Genomic DNA, 22641 nt, shown 5'->3' on the forward strand with positions numbered 1-22641 from the left:
TCCGCCGGGGAGAAAACCGGGGCGGGGGCGCCGATCGGCTCGACGCTCACTTGGCAGCGTGCGAGAATCGCACGTATGGCTAGCATCGACGCACGCACGCTTGGTGAGCGCATCCGAGATGCACGTAAGCGCGCTGGTATGAGCCAAGAGGAACTCGGTCAGGCGGTGGGCATCGAGCGCACGGCGGTGAACAAGATCGAGGGGGGCGTCCGCAGAGTCACGGCGTTGGAGCTGTCCGATGTCGCCGCCGTGCTCGGCGTTCGCATGTTCACGTTCTTCGAGGACCCCGTCCCGGCGCTCGTTTCGCACCGATCCAGTCAGGGCCTGGACACCGTCGATTCGCAGATCGACGCACTCCTTGCGAACCTTGCCGGCGAGGTCGAGTTCATCGATGCGCTCGGCGTCCAGGAGCTCGGCCTCGATGCCGCTGATGTGGTCGCTCAAGCGGGCATCACGCCACCCTCGACCAACTCCGAGGCCGAAGCCCTTGCCGCGAAGGCGCGTGTGCTGATGGGGCTTTCGGCGGACGAACCGATCTCCCAGCTCTCCGAGAGAGTGGCCGACATCGGTCTGCTGGCCTTCTCGCGCAACATCGGCGAGGACACTGCCGACGCCGGGACGGTCCTGTTGCGCCGAGGCGGAGTCAGCCTCGTCAACAGCCACATGAAGGTCGGCCGAAGGCGGCTGGCGCTCGCGCACGAACTCGGTCACTACCTCATCGCGGATGACTACACCGTCGACTGGCAGGTGGCCGCGCATACCGACTGCGATGTCCCGATGGAGTCACGCCTCGATCGTTTCGCGCGCGCGCTTCTGCTGCCCGGGGATGCGGTCGGACGCGATTGGCGGAAGAAGGTCGAGCTGCACGACGAGCGCAGTGCGGCGATTTCACTGGCCAGCGAATTCCGGGTCGACATGGCCACCCTGGCGACACGGCTCAAAGAACTGGGACTGGCCGACAGCGAGACAACCGGTTCGGTGCGCAGGTTCCGCACCAACCAGGCTGACATCGTCGAGATGAACCTGCGGGTGCCCCTTGAGGAACTGGACGGTACAACGGTTCCTCGGAATTTCGCGCGTGCGGTGCTCCGGCTGGTGCGTGACGAACGGATCAGCCGCGACCGGGCCCTTGAATTGCTGCAAGGTACTTTCGATGAGGCGGATCTGCCGCGAAACCGCGTGCGGCGGCCCGACGAGATCTGGCGGTTCGTTTCGTGACAGTGCCCGAAGACGCCTGGGTCTTTGACACGGGCCCCTTGCGCCACTTCGCCGCCCAGGGGTGGCTGGGCGTTTTACGGTTCCTCGCCGGTGAGCGGCCTGTGTACATTCCGAGCGCCGTCGAACGCGAACTCTACAATGCCGCCGACGCGATACCTGCCGTGCGGCAGGTGGTCGGAGCCGACTGGATTCGCGTTCACTCGTCGGAGTCCATGGAATACATGGGGGCGTTTTCCCGCTACCACGACCGGCTGGTCGCCGGGGGTAAGAATGTGGGCGAGTGTGAAGTTCTCGCCATGGGAAAGATCTACGGTTGCGAAATCGTGGTGGACGATGCCGCGCCGCGTCGAATCGCGGAAGAAGAGGGCATCAGAGTCGCGGCGACTGTCGCCATCCTCTGCGACGCCATTCGCGAGCGGAAGCTGACGACAGCCATGGTAGAAGAGCTTGCCGACCACCTCCTTGAAGGTAAGTACTATTTGCCTTTCGGGCGAGGAGGATTCCGGAATTACGTGCTGGAGAACGGCCTCTTGGATTACGGCGAGATCTGAGCGGAAGTTGCGGGCCGCACGTGGCTCTCCGCAAGCCCACCATCCGGTGCCCGAGGGCGAAGCCGCCCGAGCCCGGGGCAACCAGACGTCACGCCCCCGGTCCGTCCGCAGGACTCAGCGACGCCCCCCTGATCCCCCGCAGCACCTCCGCGCCGATCTCCGCCAGCCGGCCCCCGTCCGGCGGCGTCGCGCCCAGGCCGATCGCGTAACCCGTGCCGCCGGGCGCCGTGACCGGGCGGGGCCAGACGCGGCAGTCCGGGGCGCCCGCCTCCGCCAGGGCGGCGGTCAGGGCCAGCAGGCGTCCGCGTAGGCGGCCCACCTCGGCGGGGTGGGCCGAGGCCAGGGCCCACGCGGTGTGTTCCGTGAGCGGAGGCGGGGCGCAGAGGGTGTCCGGGGCGCCCGCTTCCAGGAGTTCCCAGGCCCGGAACAGCTCCGCCGTGAGCAGGTCCCGGCCTGCGGTGGAGACCTGGGCCGTGCAGGAACGGACCGGGGCCGTCGGGGTGTACACCGTCACCGGGGCGTCCGTCGCGGGGCCGTCGCCCATCGAGCCCCTGTCCGCCGGGCCCTCGCCCACCGGGATGCGCCAGTCCCAGGCCGCCCAGGTCGCGAAGAAGTCCCGGAGGCCGCCGCCCTCCTGGGCCGTACGCGCCGCGAGGACCGCCCACGCGATGCCGGGGAGGCCGCCGCACGGGGCGGAGTCCAGGCCCCGCGCCGCCGCCCACTCCTTCACCTCCCGGGCCAGCGCGGTGAACGCCTGCCCGCGCGGGAACGCCTCCGCGTCGCTCACCGCGCTCAGCGCGACCGCCGCCGCCTCGCCCAGCTCCGCGCGGCGGGCGACCGCTTCGGCCGGAGGCAGCGTGCCCGTCGCCACGGTGACCAGGTCCACCCGCAGGCCGTCCACGTACCACCGCAGGCCGGGGACCCGGGCGCCCGTCACCTCGCGCAGGTCCCGCGCCTCCGGGAAGGCGGCGGCGAGCCGGTCCCGTACGCCCGCGACGCCGGGGAGCGCCGCCACCAGGTCCAGGTCCGCGCCGGGGAGCGCGCAGCCCATGCGCCGGGAGCCGACGAGGTGGACGTGCGCGTCGGGGAGGGCGGCGGCGACCCGTTCGGCCACCTCATCGACGCGAAGGGCAGGTGCGCCGAGGCCCACCCGTACCCCGTAGTGGTCCGACACATGCAGCCCACCCGGCCCGGGCGCTTCCCCCGTCAGCACCGCCGTACACGCCCGCAGCCGGTCCGTACGCAGCAGCACCCGGTCCAGGCGCGAGACCCGGCCCGAGAGGGACGAAATCGCGGCCAGGGGGTTGGCCGACGGGTCGAAGGTCGGGGTGTCGTCGGCGGGGCCGTGCACCTCCTTCCAGGCGTCCGTCATCGCCAGCCGGGTCTGCGGGTGGTCGCCGCCGTCGTTGAAGTCGCCGACGAGGACGAGTTCGCCCGCCACCGCCGCCAAACCCGTCGCCAGGTCCGTCAGTTCCGCGTCCCGGCGGGCCGCGCCCTCGGGGGAGTGGTCGCTGCTGAGGTGCGTGACGGCCACCGTGACCGGGCCCTCCGCCGTCTCCACCACCGCCGCCGCGACCGCCTTGTGCGGCCCCAGCACGTGCACCGCCGCCTCGCTCACCGGCAGCCGGCTGAGCAGCAGCAGACCGTGGTCCGGCACGTCGTGCCCGGCCGGGTCGGTCGCGAGGGTGTAGCGGGCGCGTACCCAGTCGCAGCCCAGCAACAGCGTCAGCAGCGCGGGCTCGACCTCCTGGAGCGCGATCACGTCCGCGTCCGCCGCGCGCAGCGCCTCGGCCAGCAGGGGGCGGCGGCGCGCGGTGTCGATGCGGTCGCTGTCGTAGCGGTCCCAGAGGGTGTTCCAGGTGAGGACCGTCAGCGGGCCGGGCGGGCCGGGTGTGCCGGGTGCCGCGTCCGGCGGGCCGGGTGCCGTGTCCGGCGCCGGTTCCCAGGTGCCCGTCGCGCGGGAGTACGCGTGCGGGATTCGCGCCGTGAAGTACGGGGAAGGCAGCCGGCGCGCCTCCCGCACCCGGCCGGCGTCCGTCGCGTCGACGCGGTCCGTGCCCGTCGCCCGGTCCCACACCACCTCGCCGTCCGCCTCGAAGAACAGCACCCGGTGCCAGGGGATGTCCCCGCCCGGCGTGAACCGGTCCAGCGGCACCCGCTTCGGCTCCCGGCCGCGCTGCGCCACGCCCAGCACGAACCGCGCCGCGTCGAAGCGGGCGTCCCAGCGGACGCGGTGGTAGATCTCCTCACTCGTGCGCATCAGGCCCGGTCCTCCACGGTTCCGCTGGTGCCGATGTACCAGGTGCGGTGCGCCTGGCCGGGATACGGGGGCACGAACCGGTGCAGCTGAGACGCCAGCACCTGCGGCGGTACGGGGTGCTCCCGGCGTCCGTTGCGCGCGGCCAGCTCCGCCTCGCCGACCCAGGCCACGGCATGGGTGACCAGGGCGTCCCGGCGCCGGGCGACCGCGTGGACCAGGGAGCGCTGGTGCGCGTTGAGCGAGGTGGCGTCCCAGACCACCGTGGCGCCGGGGACGAGGGCCGCGTCCAGCCGGTCCAGGCCCTCCCGCAGCACGTCCCCGTTGGCGCTCTGGTCGGCGCGCGAGCCCCGGGCCAGGCGGAGATCGTCCAGCGAGACGTACGTGGCGACCCCCGGCAGGCCCCGGCCGAAGGTGCTCTTGCCGCTGCCCGAGGGACCGGCCAGCTGCACCAGGCGCGGGAAGTCCCCGGACCGCCACCGCCAGGTCGCGGCGACCGCCTCCTCGGCGGTGGCGACGCGCCCGGCCGCGTACGCCTCGCGGGCCTGCGCCAGGCAGCGCGCGGCGGCCTCCGGCCCGAGGGCCGCGAACGCCTCGGCCAGCCCGTCCGGCTCCCGCACCTCCTCCGCGTGCAGGGCCGACCACTCGACCTGCTCCCGCGCCCCGGCGGTGTCCGCCAGCACCCCGGACACCGCGTGCAGGACGGGCAGGTCGGCGGCGAGCGCCATCCGGGCCAGCCCGGCGCGCCGCTCCTCGTCGGGGTAGGGGCGGTGCAGCCCGGGGGCCAGCCCGACGAGGTCCGCGACGCGGCGGGCGAGCGGCATGCCGAGGGCGGGGGCCAGCAGCGGGGCGACGGCGGCGCGGCGGGTGCCGTGCAGCAGGGCGGCGAGGACGCCGGCGAGCCGGTCGTCACCGGTGCGGCCGAGGGCGTCGAGGGCATCGGCGGCGGCGCGGGCTTTCCCCGCCCCGTCTCCCGTCTCGGCGCCTACGGCCGCCGCCAGCGCCGCCGGGTCCACGGGCGCCCCGCTCCGTACCGCCCAGAGCGCCGCCCCCGGACCCAGCCCGTTCTCCACGACCTCCGCGTGCATCCAGTGCGTATCGGTCACCACGTGCCCCGGCCGCACCCACTTGCCGACGACGCGCCCGAACAACGCGGCCGGGAAGCCCGCGGCCGGCCGCACGACGTACCCCTCCTGCCGCCCCGTGTCCGGCTTCAGCGCGCGCAGCGCCTTCGCGTCGAACACCCCGCGCCACAGCACCGGCGGCGCCGGGATGCCCAGGGAGCGCAGGAACTCCACGGTCCGGTCCCAGCCCAGGCAGCGGTCGCCGTCCCACACGGAGAACCCGTAGAAGTGGTTCTCCAGCGAGTCGTACGCCAGGGAGTGCCGCGCGAACACGTTCTCCCCGCAGATCCGCCACCCCTGCGGGATGCGGGGGCCGACGCGGGCCTGGAGGGCCTTCACCCAGGTCCTCGACGGGTGGTGCGCCGAATCCAGCGAACGGGCGTGCAGCCCGTCCGCGTACAACGTGGTGTTCTCGCCGTCCAGCTTCTCGGTGACGACGACCTCGGCCCCGGCCAGCGCCGCGAGGTCGGTCATCCGCACGTCGTCGGACGTGGCGCCGGGCGACCAGGGCAGATGAGGCGTCCGTGGATAGTGCGTCCGCATGCTCTTCCGCCCCCGTACCGTCGCCGTGCCCGGCCGGAAACTGTAGGGCCCGGGGCTTGCGCGTACGAACGAATTACGCGGACGGGTCAGCGCGGCAGCGCCGCCCCGAACGCATCACCGTCGCCGCCCGCCGAGAAACCGAGGTCCGCCTCCGCGAGCGCGGTGGCCGACTCCAGGGTGCCGGGCTTGACCTTGAGCACGGTGACGGACCCTGCCGCGTTGCCAGGGGCGCCGACCAGCGGTTCGACGCGGCCGTTGCCGTCGGTGTCCAGGGCGCCGACCGTCCAGCCGAAGTGGTCGTGCGCGGCTATGACGCCAGGCACCTTGTCGGTGTCCTGGTCGATCCAGAGCGCGCCCTTGGTGGTGACGCCTCCGGTCGCGTTGCCGAAAAGGACCATGGAGGCGCCGGCGCCGGTCGCGGAGTCGAGCGTCTCACTGCGCATGCCGATGACGAGGTCGTCGGTGCCGTCCCCGTCGAAGTCCCCCGCGGCGAGGCCCGACGCGAAGTAGTCCTCCATCTCGGGTGCGCCGGAGATGCCGGGGGAATCCTGGTCGAAGAGCTTCACGCGGCTGGTGGCGGACAGGCCCTGGGAGCTTCCGTAGAAGACCCCGAGCGGGCACTGCATCGAGGACCTGTGCATCGGCGAGGCGATCGGCGTCAGTCTGCTGGCCGGCTTCCTGGGTTCGTCCATCTCCGAGTACTACCGGCAGCACCCGGTGCACATCTCGTGGCCGTCCTTCTCGTGGCCCTGGTCGCACTCCGGCAGCAGCTCGGCGACGACCTCGTACACCAACATCTTCGGCAACTCGATGTCGTCCACCGCGAGCGGCATCGCCGCCCAGGCGGCGGCACAGGCGGCGGCGGCCCGGAGTCACACCGCGTCCCCGTACCGGTCGCACGCGCGGTATCCCTCCTACCGCTCCTACACCCCGTACCGTTCGCCCGGCCGCCCGCAGGCGCCCCAGCCCCCGGGCCCGCCCCCGCCGCCTCCGCCGCCGCCGTGGCCCCAGCTGATCAAGGCCGTCCTGAGCGTGGTCCACGCCCGGCCGACGGGCGGCACGGACACGGACACGGAGCACCAGCGCTTCGTGGACGACGCCTTCACCCGCGCCCAGAAGGACCTCGATCTCACCGAGGAGCAGTTGCGCGGCTACTTCAAGACGTTCCCCGGCAGCACCACCCAGCCGGACCCGAACGGCGCCCCGTCACCGCAGCCGAGTCCGTCCGCAGGCAGTGGCGCCTCTTCGCCCGAAGACCCCTGCAAGGCGTCCAGGGACGACCGCCACTACTACGAGCCCCTGGTGAGCGGAACGGCGACCGGTGTCGTGGCCCTGCTGTGTCCGTCCGACCTGAAGGGGAAGAACTCGCGCGCGCGGCGGCCCGCCAACATGAACCCGCCCGGCTACGTCGCCAAGCGGGACGACGACAACCTCTGGACGTATGCGCGCACCCATATTCTGGGCGACCGTTTCAATGGAAAATGGCGCAACGAGAATATATTCACCGGCTACCGGCAGATGAATGATCCCGGAATGAAGCGGTGTGAGAACAAGATGGCGAGCGCCCTGGAAAAGAAGCAGCGCGTGATATACTCCGGCCAGCTGGTTTACGGAAATGGGCGGGGCAAGATTCCCACCGGAATCAATATGACGGCTATTTCAGATGCCGATGGTGTGCTCTTTAAGGGCGTGTTCGTGTCGAACTCTCCGGGAAGCCAGGTGACGTGCTGATGCTCGACGAACTCGAAGAGGCCCTTCCGGCTCTCCGCGCACACCGCCGCAGCGATCTTCCTCCGGTCGATTGGGCGCTCATCGAGCGGGAGGTCGGCTGCGCCTTCCCGGCGGATTTCGTTGCCCTGGCGACGTACTACCCGCCGTTCGTCCTCGACGACTTCCTCTCCGTTCATATCCCCGAGGCGGGCCGTGAGCGGAACTTCGTTTCGGGGATCCGGCGTATGACGAGTACGTTGACGAGCCTCCGGGACGAAGGAATGTCCCACGGGTACGTTCCCTTTCCCGAGTCCGGCGGTCTCGTTCCCTGGGGTGACTCCTGCGACGGTGACGACTTCTACTGGAAGACCGGGGGAGACGGGCCGGACGAGTGGACCGTCGTGGTGGCCGGGCGCAACGACGACTGGTACGAATTCCGCGGCTCCCTCGTGCAGTACCTGGCGGGGCTGGTGAAGGGGACCGTGGCACCGGACGGTCTGCCGCCGGACTTCCCGGTGGACAACCCGACGGTCGAGATCGACTGACCGCTCCCCGTCGATTCGACCCGGCCCCGTGATGACCTGACCCCCGCGCCCGTACCTCCCGTCCACCCGTGAAAAGAGCAAGCCCGTGAGCACCGTCACACCCCCCGAGCATCCCGACGAAGGGCGGGGTCCGTCCGCCCTCTCCGACGAACAGTGGGAGACGTTCCAGCGCGAGGCCGCGGGGGGCGGCCGCGGGGAGGCGCCGGAGAGCCGTCCGCGCGGGCGCGGATGGTGACGCGCAGGCTGCGGGAGCAGGACGCGGCGGCGGCCGGCGGCCGGCGGTGGGGGCGGAAGAAGCGGGCGCCGGAGCCGGCGCTCCCGCCCGGCTGGCGCACCGGACCCGCGTGGCAGGAGATGAACGGGCGACGCAACCGGCTCCGGGCGGTGCGCACGGTGTCCGTGCTGGCGCTCGTCGCCGGGGTCGCCGTGGTCGCCGTACGGCCGTCGCTGCTGCTCGACCGGCTCCCCGGCCACCGCGCCGATGCCGGGGCCGGAGTCGCGGCCTCGCCGCTGCCCGCCGAGACGGTGCGGCCGTCCGTCGCCCCCGTGGACCAGGCGGGCCTGCCCGACCGTGCGCACCCGTTCCGGGGGTCGCCCGCCGAGCGGTGGGCCTCCGGGGCCGATGGCATCGTGCTGCCGGAGGCGAAGGCGACGGGCGGGATGAGCGAGGCGGACGTGGCGCTCGCGCTGCGGCTGACCAAGGAGTTCCTGGTCGGCACCAATCTGGACCCGGCCGTGCTGCGCGGCGGGCAGCCCACCGCCGCGATGGCCCTGCTCGACCCGGAACAGCGGGACGGGCTGCCGGAGCTGCGACGCGCTCTGCGCGACCCGGACGAGCGACACGACCCGCTGGACCTGGTGACCCGCTTCGACCCGGACGAGGCGGTCCCGGTCGGCGACGTGGTCCGGGTGCGGGGGCGTATGACGTTCGGCGCGGGCGAGGGCGGCGAGGTCCGGGTGCACGCGGACTACACCTTCGTCTACCCGCTGGTCCGGGCGGACGGGGACGGTGGCGTGTCGCGGACGATCGTCCGCCGGGACCTGACGGCGTCCCTGCTCGACCCGGCCCGGTGGCAGGCGACACGGGGCAAGCTCGACCTCACCGAGTACGCCGGCGAGTACTCCAACAGTGCGTGCGGCGTGTACGACGGGTACTTCCACCCCGTGTTCGCGGGCAGCGGGACGGCCTCCGCCCCGGCCACCGGTCCCGCGGTCGACCCGTACGACCGCAGCCGGACCGTGCGGGGTGCGGAGGAGTACGAGGGCTGCGGGACCGCCACCCGCACCTGAGGGGCCGATCCGGGGCCCCCGACCCGCGCCCGCGTTTGAGCATCCACTCGCGCGGGGTAAGATCCTCGGCCCGATTGGCCAGGCTCACAGCCCGTATGGCACACTAGCCAGGTTGCTCGGTTGAGTGTCAATGCTGCGCGCCTCCCGCCGGGAGGACCGGAAGCGAGTCCCACAGTACTCGTCGGCCCCATGCGGGCCGGACGTACGGGAATCTTCCGGGAAGCGTAAGTGGGGCACCGGCCAGGCACCCGGTGGGGTTTCACCCCCGGCAGCGTGGTCTTCGGCCCGCACCCCCTTGGTTGGGAAATCCTTCGGGACTTCTGCGTAGAGGGGATGCGACACGCCCGACCGCGTGGGTCGGAGGCGGAGTTACCGAACCCCGGGTTCCAGAGCGTTAGACGAGAGACAGGACTACTAGTAGCCATGGCGGGACAGAAGATCCGCATCCGGCTCAAGGCCTACGACCACGAGGTCATCGACTCCTCGGCGAAGAAGATCGTCGAGACGGTGACCCGCACTGGTGCGTCGGTCGCGGGCCCGGTGCCGCTGCCCACTGAGAAGAACGTGTACTGCGTCATCAAGTCGCCGCACAAGTACAAGGACTCTCGCGAGCACTTCGAGATGCGCACGCACAAGCGCCTCATCGACATCCTCGACCCCACCCCGAAGACGGTTGACTCGCTGATGCGTCTCGACCTGCCGGCTGGCGTCGACATCGAGATCAAGCTCTGAGGGGACGGGCCGAGATGAGCAAGAACATCAAGGGCGTCCTGGGCGAGAAGCTCGGCATGACCCAGGTCTGGGACGAGAACAACCGGGTCGTCCCGGTGACCGTCGTCAAGGCCGGTCCGTGCGTCGTGACGCAGGTCCGTACGAACGACAGCGACGGCTACGAGTCGGTGCAGATCGCCTTCGGCGAGATCGACCCGCGCAAGGTGAACAAGCCCCTCAAGGGCCACTTCGCCAAGGCCGACGTCACCCCGCGCCGCCACCTGGTGGAGATCCGTACCCCTGACGCGAGCGAGTACACGCTCGGCCAGGAGATCAATGCCGAGGTGTTCGAGTCCGGCGTCAAGGTCGACGTCACGGGCAAGAGCAAGGGCAAGGGCTTCGCCGGTGTCATGAAGCGTCACAACTTCCGGGGCCTCGGCGCCGGTCACGGCGTGCAGCGCAAGCACCGTTCCCCCGGTTCGATCGGTGGCTGCGCCACCCCTGGGCGTGTCTTCAAGGGCATGCGCATGGCCGGTCGGATGGGTAACGAGCGCGTCACCACCCAGAACCTGACCATCCACGCGGTTGACGCGGAGAAGGGTCTGCTGCTCATCAAGGGCGCGGTCCCCGGTCCGAACGGCGGCCTCGTCCTGGTCCGTACCGCGGCCAAGGGGGCTTGAGGTAATGAGCACCATTGACATCCTTTCGCCGGCAGGCGACAAGGCCGGTACCGTCGAGCTCCCCGCGGAGATCTTCGACGCGAAGACCAGCGTTCCGCTGATCCACCAGGTCGTCGTCGCACAGCTGGCAGCTGCCCGTCAGGGCACGCACAAGACCAAGTCCCGTGGCGAGGTCCGCGGTGGTGGGCGCAAGCCGTACCGCCAGAAGGGCACCGGCCGCGCGCGCCAGGGTTCGACCCGTGCGCCGCAGTTCGTCGGCGGTGGCGTCGTCCACGGCCCGCAGCCGCGTGACTACTCGCAGCGCACCCCGAAGAAGATGAAGGCCGCCGCCCTCCGCGGTGCCCTCTCCGACCGGGCGCGTCACTCCCGTATCCACGTCGTCACCGGCGTGGTCGAGGGTGGGATCTCCACCAAGGCCGCCAAGACGCTGTTCGGCAAGATCTCGGAGCGCAAGAACCTGCTCCTGGTCGTCGACCGCAACGACGAGGCCGCGTGGCTCTCCGCACGCAACCTGCCCCAGGTGCACATCCTGGAGCCGGGCCAGCTGAACACGTACGACGTGATCGTCTCTGACGACGTGGTCTTCACCCAGGCCGCCTTCGAGTCCTTCGTGTCTGGCCCCCAGACCGAGACCGAAGGGAGCGACGCCTGATGAGCGAGGCGACCGTTACCAGCAAGACCTACTCCGACCCGCGCGACGTTCTCGTCAAGCCGGTTGTCTCGGAGAAGAGCTACGCGCTGCTCGACGAGAACAAGTACACGTTCATCGTCGCGCCGGGCTCCAACAAGACCCAGATCAAGCAGGCCGTCGAGGCGGTCTTCTCGGTCAAGGTCACCGGGGTCAACACGATCAACCGCCAGGGCAAGCGCAAGCGCACCCGCACCGGTTTCGGCAAGCGCGCCGACACGAAGCGCGCCATCGTGACCCTCGCTGAGGGCGACCGTATCGACATCTTCGGCGGCCCGACCTCCTAGTGAGGCCGAGTCGTCCGGAATCGGACGAGGACTGAGAAATGGGTATCCGCAAGTACAAGCCGACGACCCCGGGCCGTCGTGGCTCCAGCGTCGCCGACTTTGTCGAGATCACGCGGTCCACGCCGGAGAAGTCGCTGGTCCGCCCCCTGCACAACAAGGGCGGCCGTAACAACACCGGTCGTGTGACCGTTCGCCACCAGGGTGGTGGCCACAAGCGCGCCTATCGCGTGATCGACTTCCGTCGTCACGACAAGGACGGCGTGCCGGCCAAGGTCGCGCACATCGAGTACGACCCCAACCGCACCGCGCGCATCGCGCTCCTGCACTACGCGGACGGCGAGAAGCGCTACATCATCGCGCCGCGCGGCCTGACGCAGGGCGACCGTGTCGAGAACGGCCCGGCCGCCGACATCAAGCCCGGCAACAACCTGGCGCTGCGCAACATCCCGGTCGGTACGACCATCCACGCCATCGAGCTGCGGCCCGGCGGCGGCGCGAAGTTCGCCCGCTCCGCGGGTGCCTCCGTGCAGCTGCTGGCGAAGGAGGGCACCATGGCCCACCTTCGTATGCCGTCGGGTGAGATCCGCCTGGTCGACGCCCGCTGCCGCGCCACCATCGGCGAGGTCGGCAACGCCGAGCAGTCGAACATCAACTGGGGCAAGGCCGGCCGCATGCGGTGGAAGGGCGTCCGCCCGACCGTCCGTGGTGTCGTCATGAACCCGGTCGACCACCCGCACGGTGGTGGTGAGGGCAAGACCTCCGGTGGCCGTCACCCGGTTTCGCCGTGGGGTAAGAAGGAAGGTCGTACTCGTTCGCCCAAGAAGGCGTCGAACAAGTACATCGTCCGCCGCCGCAAGACGAACAAGAAGCGCTAGGAGCGGGTTTAGATGCCGCGCAGTCTCAAGAAGGGGCCCTTCGTCGACGGCCACCTCGCCAAGAAGGTGGACGCACAGAACGAGGCAGGCACCAAGAACGTCATCAAGACCTGGTCCCGTCGCTCGATGATCGTCCCGGCCATGCTGGGTCACACCATCGCGGTGCACAACGGCAAGATCCACGTCCCGGTGTTCGTCACCGAGTCGATGGTCGGCCACAAGCTCGGCGAGTTCTCGCCGACTCGCACCTTCCGCGGCCACGTCAAGGACGACCGGAAGTCGAAGCGCCGCTAACGCGGAGTGACTGACTATGACTTACACCGAAGGGACAACCATGGAAGCCAGGGCCCAGGCGCGGTACATCCGCGTCACGCCCATGAAGGCCCGCCGCGTGGTGGACCTCATCCGTGGCATGGACGCCACGGAGGCTCAGGCGGTCCTGCGTTTCGCCCCGCAGGCCGCGAGCGTGCCGGTCGGCAAGGTGCTGGACAGCGCCATTGCCAACGCCGCACACAACTACGACCACACCGACGCCTCTTCGCTGGTCATCAGCGAGGCGTACGTGGACGAGGGCCCGACCCTGAAGCGGTTCCGTCCGCGCGCCCAGGGCCGTGCCTACCGGATCCGTAAGCGGACCAGCCACATCACCGTGGTCGTCAGCAGCAAGGAAGGAACCCGGTAATGGGCCAGAAGGTAAACCCGCACGGGTTCCGGCTCGGCATCACCACGGACTTCAAGTCCCGCTGGTACGCCGACAAGCTGTACAAGGACTACGTCAAGGAAGACGTCGCCATTCGTCGCATGATGACGAAGGGCATGGAGCGCGCCGGTATCTCGAAGGTTGAGATCGAGCGCACCCGCGACCGCGTCCGCGTGGACATCCACACCGCTCGTCCGGGCATCGTCATCGGCCGCCGCGGCGCCGAGGCCGACCGCATCCGCGGCGAGCTGGAGAAGCTGACCGGCAAGCAGGTCCAGCTGAACATCCTCGAGGTCAAGAACCCCGAGGTGGACGCTCAGCTGGTGGCCCAGGCCGTCGCCGAGCAGCTCTCCTCCCGCGTCTCCTTCCGTCGTGCCATGCGCAAGAGCATGCAGAGCACGATGAAGGCCGGCGCCAAGGGCATCAAGGTCCAGTGCGGTGGCCGCCTCGGCGGCGCCGAGATGTCCCGCTCGGAGTTCTACCGCGAGGGCCGTGTGCCCCTGCACACGCTCCGCGCGAACGTCGACTACGGCTTCTTCGAGGCCAAGACGACCTTCGGCCGCATCGGCGTGAAGGTCTGGATCTACAAGGGCGACGTCAAGAACATCGCCGAGGTCCGCGCCGAGAACGCTGCTGCCCGTGCGGGCAACCGCCCGGCCCGTGGCGGCGCTGACCGCCCGGCCGGCCGCGGTGGCCGTGGTGGCGAGCGTGGCGGCCGCGGCCGCAAGCCGCAGCAGTCGGCTTCGGCCGCCGAGGCCCCCAAGGCCGAGGCGACCGCCGCTGCTCCGGCTGCTGAGAGCACCGGAACGGAGGCCTGACCGAAATGCTGATCCCCCGTAGGGTCAAGCACCGCAAGCAGCACCACCCGAAGCGCAGCGGCATGTCCAAGGGTGGCACGCAGGTTGCGTTCGGCGAGTACGGCATCCAGGCGCTGACCCCGGCGTACGTGACGAACCGTCAGATCGAGTCCGCTCGTATCGCCATGACGCGTCACATCAAGCGTGGCGGCAAGGTCTGGATCAACATCTACCCGGACCGTCCCCTGACGAAGAAGCCGGCCGAGACCCGCATGGGTTCCGGTAAGGGTTCGCCGGAATGGTGGATCGCCAACGTCAAGCCCGGACGCGTCATGTTCGAGCTGTCGTACCCCAACGAGAAGATCGCCCGTGAGGCGCTGACCCGTGCGGCCCACAAGCTGCCGATGAAGTGCCGGATCGTCAAGCGCGAGGCAGGTGAAGCGTGATGTCGGCCGGTACCAAGGCGTCCGAGCTGCGCGAGCTGGGCAACGAGGAGCTCCTCAACAAGCTCCGCGAGGCCAAGGAAGAGCTGTTCAACCTCCGCTTCCAGGCGGCGACGGGCCAGCTCGAGAACCACGGTCGGCTCAAGTCCGTCCGTAAGGACATCGCCCGGATCTACACCCTGATGCGCGAGCGCGAGCTCGGTATCGAAACGGTGGAGAGCGTCTGATGAGCGAGAACACTGTGACTGAGACCAAGACCGAGCGCGGCTTCCGCAAGACCCGCGAGGGCCTCGTCGTCAGCGACAAGATGGACAAGACCGTCGTCGTCGCCGTCGAGGACCGCGTCAAGCACGCGCTGTACGGCAAGGTCATCCGCCGTACGAACAAGCTCAAGGCCCACGACGAGCAGAACTCCGCCGGTGTCGGCGACCGTGTCCTCCTGATGGAGACCCGGCCGCTGTCCGCCACCAAGCGGTGGCGCATCGTCGAGATCCTCGAGAAGGCCAAGTAATTCCTGAGGGGGCTTCCCCTCAGGTCAGTTCCGCCAGGCTCGGCAGGGGCGCCCGTTGTCACGGGGCCCCTGCCGGGAACCGGCAGACGATCAGGAGATAGACGTGATCCAGCAGGAGTCGCGACTGCGTGTCGCCGACAACACGGGTGCGAAGGAAATTCTCACCATCCGTGTTCTCGGTGGCTCGGGTCGCCGCTACGCGGGCATCGGTGACGTCATCGTCGCCACCGTCAAGGACGCGATCCCCGGTGGCAACGTGAAGAAGGGTGACGTCGTCAAGGCGGTCATCGTTCGCACCGTCAAGGAGCGTCGTCGCCAGGATGGCTCGTACATCCGCTTCGACGAGAACGCCGCCGTCATTCTGAAGAACGACGGCGACCCCCGCGGCACCCGTATCTTCGGCCCGGTGGGCCGTGAGCTGCGCGAGAAGAAGTTCATGAAGATCATCTCGCTCGCGCCGGAGGTGCTGTAAGCATGAAGATCAAGAAGGGCGACCTGGTACAGGTCATCACCGGCAAGGACAAGGGCAAGCAGGGCAAGGTCATCGTGGCCTACCCCGCTCAGGACCGCGTCCTCGTCGAGGGTGTCAACCGGGTCAAGAAGCACACCAAGGCCGGCCAGACCGCTCGCGGTTCGCAGACCGGTGGCATCGTGACGACCGAGGCCCCGATCCACGTCAGCAACGTGCAGCTGGTTGTTGAGAAGGACGGCAAGAAGGTCGTTACTCGCGTCGGCTACCGCTTTGACGACGAGGGCAACAAGATCCGTGTTGCCAAGCGCACCGGTGAGGACATCTGATGACTACCACCACCGCGCCGCGTCTCAAGACGCGCTACCGCGAGGAAATCGCCGGCAAGCTGCGTGAGGAGTTCTCCTACGAGAACGTCATGCAGATCCCCGGTCTGGTCAAGATCGTGGTCAACATGGGTGTGGGCGACGCCGCCCGCGACTCCAAGCTGATCGACGGCGCCGTGCGCGACCTCACCACGATCACCGGTCAGAAGCCGGCCGTCACCAAGGCCCGCAAGTCGATCGCGCAGTTCAAGCTGCGCGAGGGGCAGCCGATCGGCTGCCACGTCACCCTCCGCGGTGACCGCATGTGGGAGTTCCTGGACCGTACGCTGTCGCTCGCGCTGCCGCGTATCCGTGACTTCCGCGGCCTGTCGCCCAAGCAGTTCGACGGCCGTGGCAACTACACCTTCGGTCTCACGGAGCAGGTCATGTTCCACGAGATCGACCAGGACAAGATCGACCGGGTCCGGGGCATGGACATCACCGTGGTCACCACGGCGACCAATGACGACGAGGGTCGTGCCCTCCTTCGTCACCTCGGCTTCCCGTTCAAGGAGAACTGACCGTGGCGAAGAAGGCTCTGATCGCTAAGGCCGCCCGCAAGCCGAAGTTCGGCGTCCGGGGTTACACCCGCTGCCAGCGCTGCGGCCGGCCCCACTCCGTCTACCGCAAGTTCGGCCTGTGCCGCGTGTGCCTTCGTGAGATGGCTCACCGCGGCGAGCTGCCGGGCGTGACCAAGAGCTCCTGGTAATTCTCCTCCGCCCTCTGGGCGTTGGGAATCACCGGAGACTCTCGGTAAGCATCTGGTCGGCAGGAGCCCGGCCCCGCATGCCGTAGGCTTGCAGGGTTGGGCGCCTGCCGCCCATGACCGACTTACTACGCCGTAGGTCCCCGCACCGCACCCGTCCCGCCTCTGAGCGGGGAGAGGGATGGCGCATACAGGAAACCCCGGCGAGAGAGGCCGAAGGCCAACTCATGACCATGACTGATCCCATCGCAGACATGCTCACGCGTCTGCGCAACGCGAACTCGGCGTATCACGACGACGTCACGATGCCGCACAGCAAGATCAAGTCGCACATCGCGGAGATCCTCCAGCAGGAGGGCTTCATCACCGGCTGGAAGGTCGAGGACGCCGAGGTCGGCAAGAACCTCGTCCTCCAGCTGAAGTTCGGCCCGAACCGCGAGCGCTCGATCGCCGGCATCAAGCGCATCTCGAAGCCGGGTCTGCGTGTCTACGCAAAGTCCACCAACCTGCCGAAGGTCCTCGGCGGCCTGGGCGTGGCGATCATCTCCACGTCCCACGGTCTCCTGACCGGCCAGCAGGCTCAGAAGAAGGGCGTAGGTGGGGAAGTCCTCGCCTACGTCTGGTAGTCGGGAACGGAGGAATAGCTCATGTCGCGAATCGGCAAGCTCCCCATCCAGGTTCCCGCCGGTGTGGACGTCACCATCGATGGCCGGACGGTCAACGTGAAGGGCCCCAAGGGCACCCTCACGCACACCGTCGCGGCGCCCATCGAGGTCACCAAGGGTGAGGACGGCGTCCTGAACGTCGTCCGCCCGAACGACGAGCGTCAGAACAAGGCCCTGCACGGCCTGTCCCGCACGCTGGTGGCGAACATGATCACCGGTGTGACCCAGGGGTACATCAAGGCGCTCGAGATCAGCGGTGTCGGTTACCGCGTCCAGGCGAAGGGCTCCAACCTGGAGTTCGCCCTGGGCTACAGCCACCCGATCCTGATCGAGGCCCCGGAGGGCATCACCTTCAAGGTGGAGACCCCCACGAAGTTCACCGTCGAGGGCATCGACAAGCAGAAGGTCGGCGAGACCGCGGCCAAGATCCGCAAGCTGCGGAAGCCTGACCCGTACAAGGCCAAGGGCGTCAAGTACGCCGGCGAGGTCATCCGCCGCAAGGTCGGAAAGGCTGGTAAGTAGCCATGGCATACGGCGTGAAGATCGCCAAGGGCGACGCGTACAAGCGCGCGGCTCGCAAGCGGCGCCACATCCGCGTCCGCAAGCACATCTCCGGTTCGCCGGAGCGTCCGCGCCTGGTCGTGACCCGTTCCAACCGCCACATGGTGGCTCAGGTCATCGACGACATCGCGGGCCACACGCTCGCGTCGGCGTCGACCCTGGACGCCTCCATCCGTGGTGGCGAGGGCGACAAGAGCAGCCAGGCCAAGCAGGTCGGCGCCCTGGTCGCCGAGCGTGCCAAGGCCGCAGGCGTCGAGGCCGTCGTGTTTGACCGCGGTGGTAACCAGTACGCCGGGCGGATTGCCGCTCTGGCTGACGCCGCCCGTGAAGCCGGGCTGAAGTTCTAGCCCCGGTTCCTACGCACAGCGGACGTAACAGAGAGAGGTAAATCCAATGGCTGGACCCCAGCGCCGCGGAAGCGGTGCCGGTGGCGGCGAGCGGCGGGACCGGAAGGGCCGTGACGGCGGCGCTGCCGCCGCCGAGAAGACCGCGTACGTCGAGCGCGTCGTCGCGATCAACCGAGTCGCCAAGGTTGTGAAGGGTGGTCGTCGCTTCAGCTTCACCGCGCTGGTCGTGGTGGGCGATGGTGACGGCACCGTCGGTGTCGGTTACGGCAAGGCCAAGGAAGTTCCCGCGGCCATCGCCAAGGGCGTGGAAGAGGCCAAGAAGAACTTCTTCAAGGTCCCGCGCATCCAGGGCACCATCCCTCACCCGATCCAGGGTGAGAAGGCCGCGGGCGTCGTCCTGCTCAAGCCGGCTTCCCCCGGTACCGGTGTGATCGCCGGTGGCCCGGTGCGCGCCGTCCTCGAGTGCGCCGGCGTCCACGACATCCTGTCGAAGTCGCTCGGGTCCTCGAACCCGATCAACATCGTGCACGCGACCGTGGAGGCCCTCCAGGGCCTGCAGCGTCCCGAGGAGATCGCGGCCCGCCGCGGTCTGCCCCTCGAGGACGTCGCCCCCGCGGCCCTGCTTCGTGCGCGTGCGGGAGCGGGTGCGTAATGGCTCGCCTCAAGATCACGCAGACGAAGTCGTACATCGGCAGCAAGCAGAACCACCGCGACACCCTGCGTTCGCTCGGGCTCAAGCGCCTGAACGACTCGGTTGTCAAGGAGGACCGCCCCGAGTTCCGCGGCATGGTGCACACCGTCCGCCACCTCGTGACGGTTGAGGAGGTCGACTGACATGGCGGAGAACAAGCCGCTGAAGGCCCATGACCTCCGGCCTGCCCCGGGCGCCAAGACCGCCAAGACCCGTGTGGGTCGTGGTGAGGCGTCCAAGGGTAAGACCGCCGGTCGTGGCACCAAGGGCACCAAGGCCCGCTACCAGGTTCCGGAGCGCTTCGAGGGTGGGCAGATGCCCCTCCACATGCGTCTCCCGAAGCTCAAGGGCTTCAAGAACCCGTTCCGCACGGAGTACCAGGTCGTGAACCTGGACAAGCTCGCGACGCTCTACCCCGAGGGTGGAGAGGTCACGGTGGCCGACCTGGTCGCCAAGGGCGCCGTGCGCAACAACCACCTCGTCAAGGTCCTCGGACAGGGCGAGATCTCCGTCGCGCTGCAGGTTTCGGTCGACGCCGTCTCCGGCTCCGCCAAGGAGAAGATCACCGCCGCCGGCGGTACCGTCACCGAACTCGTCTGAGACAACTCGGACACTGCGGTGACCTGAACACCCGACCGGGGATGCCCACGCAAATGGGGCATCCCCGGTTGGTCGTTCCTAGGGGGGCATGTACGCCGGTAAGGTGGCGTCCGTTGCTGTGGTAACGCCTGGGCTCACCAGCCCGGGGCTCCTTGGCATTTACGTATCCGTCGATCCTCAAGACCGTCACCTCTACGCTCTGCGCGGGGGTCGCAGGAGGCACCGTGCTCACCGGCTTCGCCCGGGCGTTCAAGACGCCCGACCTGCGCAAGAAGCTGCTCTTCACTCTCGGCATCATCGTGCTCTACCGGCTCGGGGCCCACATCCCGGTACCGGGCGTGAGCTACGAGAACGTCCAGACCTGTGTTGATCAGGCCAGCAAGGGCAACAACAGCCTCTTCGGCCTGGTGAACATGTTCAGCGGTGGTGCGCTGCTGCAGATCACGATCTTCGCGCTCGGCATCATGCCGTACATCACGGCCAGCATCATTCTCCAGTTGCTGACCGTGGTCATTCCCCGACTCGAGGCGCTCAAGAAGGAGGGGCAGTCCGGCCAGGCGAAGATCACGCAGTACACGCGTTATCTGACGGTCGCGCTCGCCATCCTCCAGGGCACCGGCCTGGTCGCCACCGCCCGCAGCGGCGCGCTGTTCAGCGGCTGCCCGGTCGCGGACCAGATCGTGCCGAACGACTCGCTGTTCACGACCATCACGATGGTCATCACGATGACCGCCGGCACCGCCGCCGTCATGTGGCTCGGTGAGCTCATCACCGACCGCGGCATCGGCAACGGCATGTCGATCCTGATGTTCATCTCGATCGCCGCCACCTTCCCGTCGGCCATGTGGGCCATCAAGACCAGCGGCAAGCTGGCGGACGGCTGGATCGAGTTCGCCACCGTCATCCTGGTCGGCTTCGTCATGGTGGCCCTCGTCGTCTTCGTCGAGCAGGCCCAGCGCCGTATCCCGGTGCAGTACGCGAAGCGCATGATCGGACGTCGCTCGTACGGCGGCACCTCCACCTACATCCCGCTGAAGGTGAACCAGGCGGGTGTGATCCCCGTCATCTTCGCTTCTTCGCTGCTCTACATCCCGGCCCTGATCGTCCAGTTCTCCAACTCGAAGGCCGGCTGGGCGATCTGGATCCAGGACAACCTGACCAAGGGCACCCACCCGTACTACATGACGGCCTACTTCCTGTTGATCGTGTTCTTCGCCTTCTTCTACGTGGCGATTTCGTTCAACCCCGAGGAAGTGGCCGACAACATGAAGAAGTATGGTGGCTTCATCCCGGGTATCCGGGCTGGTCGACCTACTGCCGAGTACCTGAGCTACGTGCTCAACAGGATCACTTGGCCGGGCTCGCTGTACCTGGGTCTGATCGCTCTGGTGCCGACGATGGCGTTGGCAAGCTTCGGTGGCGCCAACCAGAACTTCCCGTTCGGCGGGACGAGCATCCTCATCATCGTGGGTGTGGGTCTGGAGACCGTGAAGCAGATCGAGAGTCAGCTCCAGCAGCGCAATTACGAAGGGTTCCTCCGCTGATGCGAATCGTCCTCGTCGGCCCGCCGGGTGCCGGCAAGGGAACGCAGGCCGCGTACCTTGCCAAGAACCTGTCGATTCCGCACATCTCCACGGGCGACCTCTTCCGCGCCAACATCAGCCAGGGCACCGACCTTGGCAAGCAGGCCCGCGCCTACATGGACGCGGGGCAGCTGGTGCCGGACGAGGTGACGAACGGGATGGCCAAGGACCGCATGTCCCAGCCGGACGCGGTCGACGGCTTCCTGCTCGACGGCTTCCCGCGCAACGTGGGCCAGGCCGAGGCTCTGGACGTGATGCTCAAGGACGAGGGCGTGAAGCTGGACGCCGTGCTCGACCTGGAGGTGCCCGAGGACGAGGTCGTGAAGCGGATCGCGGGTCGCCGCATCTGCCGCAACGACAGCGCGCACGTCTTCCACGTCACGTACAACCCGCCGAAGTCCGAGGGCGTCTGCGACACCTGCGGCGGCGAGCTGTACCAGCGGGACGACGACACCGAGGAGACGGTGCGTACCCGGCTGGAGGTCTACCACACGCAGACCGAGCCGATCATCGACTACTACCGGGCACAGGACCTGGTGGTCACCATCTCCGCGCTCGGCAAGGTCACCGACGTGACCGACCGGGCGATGGCGGCGCTGAAGAAGTCCGCGGAGGACTGAGCGCCCCGCCCCCAGTACGCGCAGTACAAGCCGGCCGCGGCGTCCTCGGACGCCGCGGCCGACTGCTTGCCGCCGCGTATCGTGGAAGTCCCGCCCCTCCGGGGCCCCGCCCCCCTGAGATCCCGCCCCCGTCACCGTCCCACCGGAAAGGCGCCGCAGCATGGTGCAGATCAAGACCCCCGAGCAGATCGCGAAGATGCGCGAGGCGGGGCTGGTGGTCGCTGCCATCCACGCGGCCACCCGTGAGGCGGCGGTGCCCGGCGCCACCACCCGCGACCTGGACCAGGTCGCCCGCAAGGTGATCGCCGACCACGGCGCGAAGTCGAACTTCCTCGGGTACGGCGGGTTCCCCGCGACCATCTGCACCTCGGTCAACGAGGTCGTCGTCCACGGCATCCCGGACGAGAAGACGGTCCTCAAGGACGGCGACATCATCTCCATCGACGCCGGCGCGATCGTGGACGGCTGGCACGGCGACGCCGCGTACACCGCGTTCGTCGGCACGGGCCACGCTCCGGAGCTGATCGAGCTCTCCCGGGTGACCGAGGAGTCGATGTGGGCCGGGATCGCCGCGATGAAGGTCAACAACCGGCTGGTCGACATCTCGAAGGCCATCGAGTCCTACATCCGCCGCCAGCCCCGTCCCGCCACCGGCAAGTACGGGATCGTCGTGGACTACGGCGGGCACGGCATCGGCACCGAGATGCACATGGACCCGCACCTGCTGAACTACGTCTCCCGCAAGCGCGGCAAGGGCATCAAGCTGGTCCCGGGCGTCTGCCTGGCCATCGAGCCGATGGTCTCGCTGGGCACCCCGCACACGGAGGTGCTGGAGGACGAGTGGACCGTCATCACCACGGACGGCACCTGGTCCTCGCACTGGGAGCACTCCATCGCCCTCACGGAGCAGGGCCCGCTGGTCCTCACCGCCCCGGACTGCGGTCGCGAGAAGCTGGCGCAGTACGGGATCGAGGCCGCCCCGGACCCCCTGGGCTGATCGGGGTCCGCGCAGAGGTCTAAGGATCTCCCCGAGTGGGCAAACTTGACGGATTCGCATTCGGGAGTTCGCTGACGTAGACTGACTCGTCGGCTCTCGTGCATCCG

32 protein-coding genes and 1 pseudogene are annotated in these 22641 nt (G+C 68.9%); 29 read left to right on the forward strand and 4 right to left on the reverse strand.

What is annotated here, in order from left to right:
* Nucleotides 1–75 precede the first annotated feature (75 nt).
* Both FKN01_RS16740 and FKN01_RS16745 read left to right on the forward strand, forming a co-directional pair.
* Entirely contained in the window at nucleotides 76–1218 is a 1143-nt protein-coding gene (locus FKN01_RS16740) for a helix-turn-helix domain-containing protein (protein WP_143621200.1), read from the forward strand.
* Nucleotides 1215–1769, forward strand: coding sequence for a nucleotide-binding protein (locus tag FKN01_RS16745; RefSeq protein ID WP_143621202.1), 555 nt, complete (start codon nucleotides 1215–1217; stop codon nucleotides 1767–1769). The genes FKN01_RS16740 and FKN01_RS16745 overlap by 4 nt, the downstream gene beginning before the upstream one ends.
* 88 nt (nucleotides 1770–1857) lie before the next feature.
* On the opposite strand, the gene FKN01_RS16750 is transcribed toward FKN01_RS16745, so the two are convergent.
* The 4 genes from FKN01_RS16750 to FKN01_RS33210 form a co-directional block, all read right to left on the reverse strand.
* The gene (locus FKN01_RS16750) at nucleotides 1858–4029 is read right to left on the reverse strand and encodes an RNA repair domain-containing protein (RefSeq protein WP_143621205.1); all 2172 of its coding nucleotides are present in this window, start codon (nucleotides 4027–4029) and stop codon (nucleotides 1858–1860) included.
* Nucleotides 4029–5693, reverse strand: coding sequence for an RNA ligase family protein (locus FKN01_RS16755; RefSeq protein ID WP_143621209.1), 1665 nt, complete (start codon nucleotides 5691–5693; stop codon nucleotides 4029–4031). Before FKN01_RS16755 ends, FKN01_RS16750 begins: the two co-directional genes overlap by 1 nt.
* A gap of 86 nt (nucleotides 5694–5779) precedes the next feature.
* Nucleotides 5780–6385 carry an FG-GAP repeat protein gene (locus tag FKN01_RS16760; protein ID WP_143621211.1) on the reverse strand — a complete coding sequence of 202 codons (606 nt, stop codon included), beginning with the start codon at nucleotides 6383–6385 and terminating at the stop codon, nucleotides 5780–5782.
* A 9-nt stretch (nucleotides 6386–6394) separates the two neighbouring features.
* Nucleotides 6395–6526, reverse strand: a complete 132-nt coding sequence (locus FKN01_RS33210; RefSeq protein WP_260696918.1) for a hypothetical protein — start codon at nucleotides 6524–6526, stop codon at nucleotides 6395–6397.
* A 256-nt stretch (nucleotides 6527–6782) separates the two neighbouring features.
* On the opposite strand from FKN01_RS33210, the gene FKN01_RS16765 reads away from it, so the two are divergent.
* The 27 genes and pseudogenes from FKN01_RS16765 (at nucleotide 6783) to map (ending at nucleotide 22534) form a co-directional block, all read left to right on the forward strand.
* The gene (locus FKN01_RS16765) at nucleotides 6783–7424 is read left to right on the forward strand and encodes a DNA/RNA non-specific endonuclease (protein ID WP_185992867.1); all 642 of its coding nucleotides are present in this window, start codon (nucleotides 6783–6785) and stop codon (nucleotides 7422–7424) included.
* Nucleotides 7424–7948 (forward strand): SMI1/KNR4 family protein, encoded by a 525-nt coding sequence (locus FKN01_RS16770; protein ID WP_143621218.1) that lies wholly within the window; start codon nucleotides 7424–7426, stop codon nucleotides 7946–7948. The genes FKN01_RS16765 and FKN01_RS16770 overlap by 1 nt, the downstream gene beginning before the upstream one ends.
* An 85-nt stretch (nucleotides 7949–8033) precedes the next feature.
* Nucleotides 8034–9238, forward strand: a pseudogene (locus FKN01_RS16775) (hypothetical protein).
* Between the two features lie 423 nt (nucleotides 9239–9661).
* Nucleotides 9662–9970, forward strand: coding sequence for a 30S ribosomal protein S10 (rpsJ, locus tag FKN01_RS16780; protein ID WP_003948644.1), 309 nt, complete (start codon nucleotides 9662–9664; stop codon nucleotides 9968–9970).
* A 14-nt stretch (nucleotides 9971–9984) separates the two neighbouring features.
* Complete coding sequence (gene rplC, locus FKN01_RS16785; RefSeq protein ID WP_018101228.1) at nucleotides 9985–10629, forward strand: 50S ribosomal protein L3; 645 nt, start codon at nucleotides 9985–9987, stop codon at nucleotides 10627–10629.
* Between the two features lie 4 nt (nucleotides 10630–10633).
* The gene (rplD, locus tag FKN01_RS16790; RefSeq protein WP_143621221.1) at nucleotides 10634–11281 is read left to right on the forward strand and encodes a 50S ribosomal protein L4; all 648 of its coding nucleotides are present in this window, start codon (nucleotides 10634–10636) and stop codon (nucleotides 11279–11281) included.
* Nucleotides 11281–11604: a 50S ribosomal protein L23 gene (gene rplW / locus FKN01_RS16795; protein ID WP_003966958.1), complete on the forward strand. Its 324-nt coding sequence runs from the start codon at nucleotides 11281–11283 to the stop codon at nucleotides 11602–11604. The genes rplD and rplW overlap by 1 nt, the downstream gene beginning before the upstream one ends.
* A 38-nt stretch (nucleotides 11605–11642) precedes the next feature.
* Nucleotides 11643–12479 (forward strand): 50S ribosomal protein L2, encoded by an 837-nt coding sequence (gene rplB, locus FKN01_RS16800; protein ID WP_073964434.1) that lies wholly within the window; start codon nucleotides 11643–11645, stop codon nucleotides 12477–12479.
* 12 nt (nucleotides 12480–12491) lie between these two features.
* Entirely contained in the window at nucleotides 12492–12773 is a 282-nt protein-coding gene (gene rpsS, locus FKN01_RS16805; RefSeq protein ID WP_073964433.1) for a 30S ribosomal protein S19, read from the forward strand.
* Nucleotides 12774–12813: 40 nt separating this feature from the next.
* Nucleotides 12814–13161, forward strand: a complete 348-nt coding sequence (gene rplV, locus FKN01_RS16810) for a 50S ribosomal protein L22 (protein WP_004571827.1) — start codon at nucleotides 12814–12816, stop codon at nucleotides 13159–13161.
* Complete coding sequence (rpsC, locus tag FKN01_RS16815; protein WP_143621224.1) at nucleotides 13161–13997, forward strand: 30S ribosomal protein S3; 837 nt, start codon at nucleotides 13161–13163, stop codon at nucleotides 13995–13997. The genes rplV and rpsC overlap by 1 nt, the downstream gene beginning before the upstream one ends.
* Nucleotides 13998–14002: 5 nt before the next feature.
* Nucleotides 14003–14422, forward strand: coding sequence for a 50S ribosomal protein L16 (gene rplP, locus FKN01_RS16820; protein WP_018101222.1), 420 nt, complete (start codon nucleotides 14003–14005; stop codon nucleotides 14420–14422).
* Nucleotides 14422–14646 (forward strand): 50S ribosomal protein L29, encoded by a 225-nt coding sequence (gene rpmC / locus FKN01_RS16825; protein WP_014047786.1) that lies wholly within the window; start codon nucleotides 14422–14424, stop codon nucleotides 14644–14646. The genes rplP and rpmC overlap by 1 nt, the downstream gene beginning before the upstream one ends.
* Nucleotides 14646–14930: a 30S ribosomal protein S17 gene (rpsQ, locus tag FKN01_RS16830; RefSeq protein WP_136317111.1), complete on the forward strand. Its 285-nt coding sequence runs from the start codon at nucleotides 14646–14648 to the stop codon at nucleotides 14928–14930. The genes rpmC and rpsQ overlap by 1 nt, the downstream gene beginning before the upstream one ends.
* A gap of 103 nt (nucleotides 14931–15033) precedes the next feature.
* Complete coding sequence (gene rplN / locus FKN01_RS16835) at nucleotides 15034–15402, forward strand: 50S ribosomal protein L14 (RefSeq protein WP_003966950.1); 369 nt, start codon at nucleotides 15034–15036, stop codon at nucleotides 15400–15402.
* Between the two features lie 2 nt (nucleotides 15403–15404).
* The gene (gene rplX, locus FKN01_RS16840) at nucleotides 15405–15728 is read left to right on the forward strand and encodes a 50S ribosomal protein L24 (RefSeq protein ID WP_073786786.1); all 324 of its coding nucleotides are present in this window, start codon (nucleotides 15405–15407) and stop codon (nucleotides 15726–15728) included.
* Nucleotides 15728–16285, forward strand: coding sequence for a 50S ribosomal protein L5 (rplE, locus tag FKN01_RS16845; RefSeq protein ID WP_018550615.1), 558 nt, complete (start codon nucleotides 15728–15730; stop codon nucleotides 16283–16285). The genes rplX and rplE overlap by 1 nt, the downstream gene beginning before the upstream one ends.
* Before the next feature lie 2 nt (nucleotides 16286–16287).
* Entirely contained in the window at nucleotides 16288–16473 is a 186-nt protein-coding gene (locus FKN01_RS16850) for a type Z 30S ribosomal protein S14 (RefSeq protein WP_003948630.1), read from the forward strand.
* 224 nt (nucleotides 16474–16697) lie between these two features.
* Nucleotides 16698–17096, forward strand: coding sequence for a 30S ribosomal protein S8 (gene rpsH, locus FKN01_RS16860; RefSeq protein ID WP_143621227.1), 399 nt, complete (start codon nucleotides 16698–16700; stop codon nucleotides 17094–17096).
* A 21-nt stretch (nucleotides 17097–17117) separates the two neighbouring features.
* A complete protein-coding gene (gene rplF, locus FKN01_RS16865) occupies nucleotides 17118–17657 on the forward strand; it encodes a 50S ribosomal protein L6 (protein ID WP_143621230.1) in 540 nt (179 codons plus the stop codon).
* A 2-nt stretch (nucleotides 17658–17659) separates the two neighbouring features.
* Nucleotides 17660–18043, forward strand: coding sequence for a 50S ribosomal protein L18 (rplR, locus tag FKN01_RS16870; RefSeq protein ID WP_143621233.1), 384 nt, complete (start codon nucleotides 17660–17662; stop codon nucleotides 18041–18043).
* Between the two features lie 46 nt (nucleotides 18044–18089).
* A complete protein-coding gene (rpsE, locus tag FKN01_RS16875; RefSeq protein WP_143621236.1) occupies nucleotides 18090–18695 on the forward strand; it encodes a 30S ribosomal protein S5 in 606 nt (201 codons plus the stop codon).
* Nucleotides 18695–18877 (forward strand): 50S ribosomal protein L30, encoded by a 183-nt coding sequence (gene rpmD, locus FKN01_RS16880; RefSeq protein WP_003966943.1) that lies wholly within the window; start codon nucleotides 18695–18697, stop codon nucleotides 18875–18877. Before rpsE ends, rpmD begins: the two co-directional genes overlap by 1 nt.
* Before the next feature lies 1 nt (nucleotide 18878).
* Nucleotides 18879–19334: a 50S ribosomal protein L15 gene (gene rplO, locus FKN01_RS16885; RefSeq protein ID WP_018519290.1), complete on the forward strand. Its 456-nt coding sequence runs from the start codon at nucleotides 18879–18881 to the stop codon at nucleotides 19332–19334.
* 224 nt (nucleotides 19335–19558) lie between these two features.
* Nucleotides 19559–20878, forward strand: coding sequence for a preprotein translocase subunit SecY (gene secY / locus FKN01_RS16890; RefSeq protein ID WP_143621239.1), 1320 nt, complete (start codon nucleotides 19559–19561; stop codon nucleotides 20876–20878).
* Nucleotides 20878–21537 carry an adenylate kinase gene (locus FKN01_RS16895; protein WP_143621241.1) on the forward strand — a complete coding sequence of 220 codons (660 nt, stop codon included), beginning with the start codon at nucleotides 20878–20880 and terminating at the stop codon, nucleotides 21535–21537. The genes secY and FKN01_RS16895 overlap by 1 nt, the downstream gene beginning before the upstream one ends.
* Nucleotides 21538–21697: 160 nt before the next feature.
* Nucleotides 21698–22534, forward strand: coding sequence for a type I methionyl aminopeptidase (gene map, locus FKN01_RS16900; protein WP_143621243.1), 837 nt, complete (start codon nucleotides 21698–21700; stop codon nucleotides 22532–22534).
* The last annotated feature ends 107 nt before the right edge of the window (nucleotides 22535–22641 follow it).

Source organism: Streptomyces sp. 130, from assembly GCF_007096885.1.
Classification (GTDB): domain Bacteria; phylum Actinomycetota; class Actinomycetes; order Streptomycetales; family Streptomycetaceae; genus Streptomyces.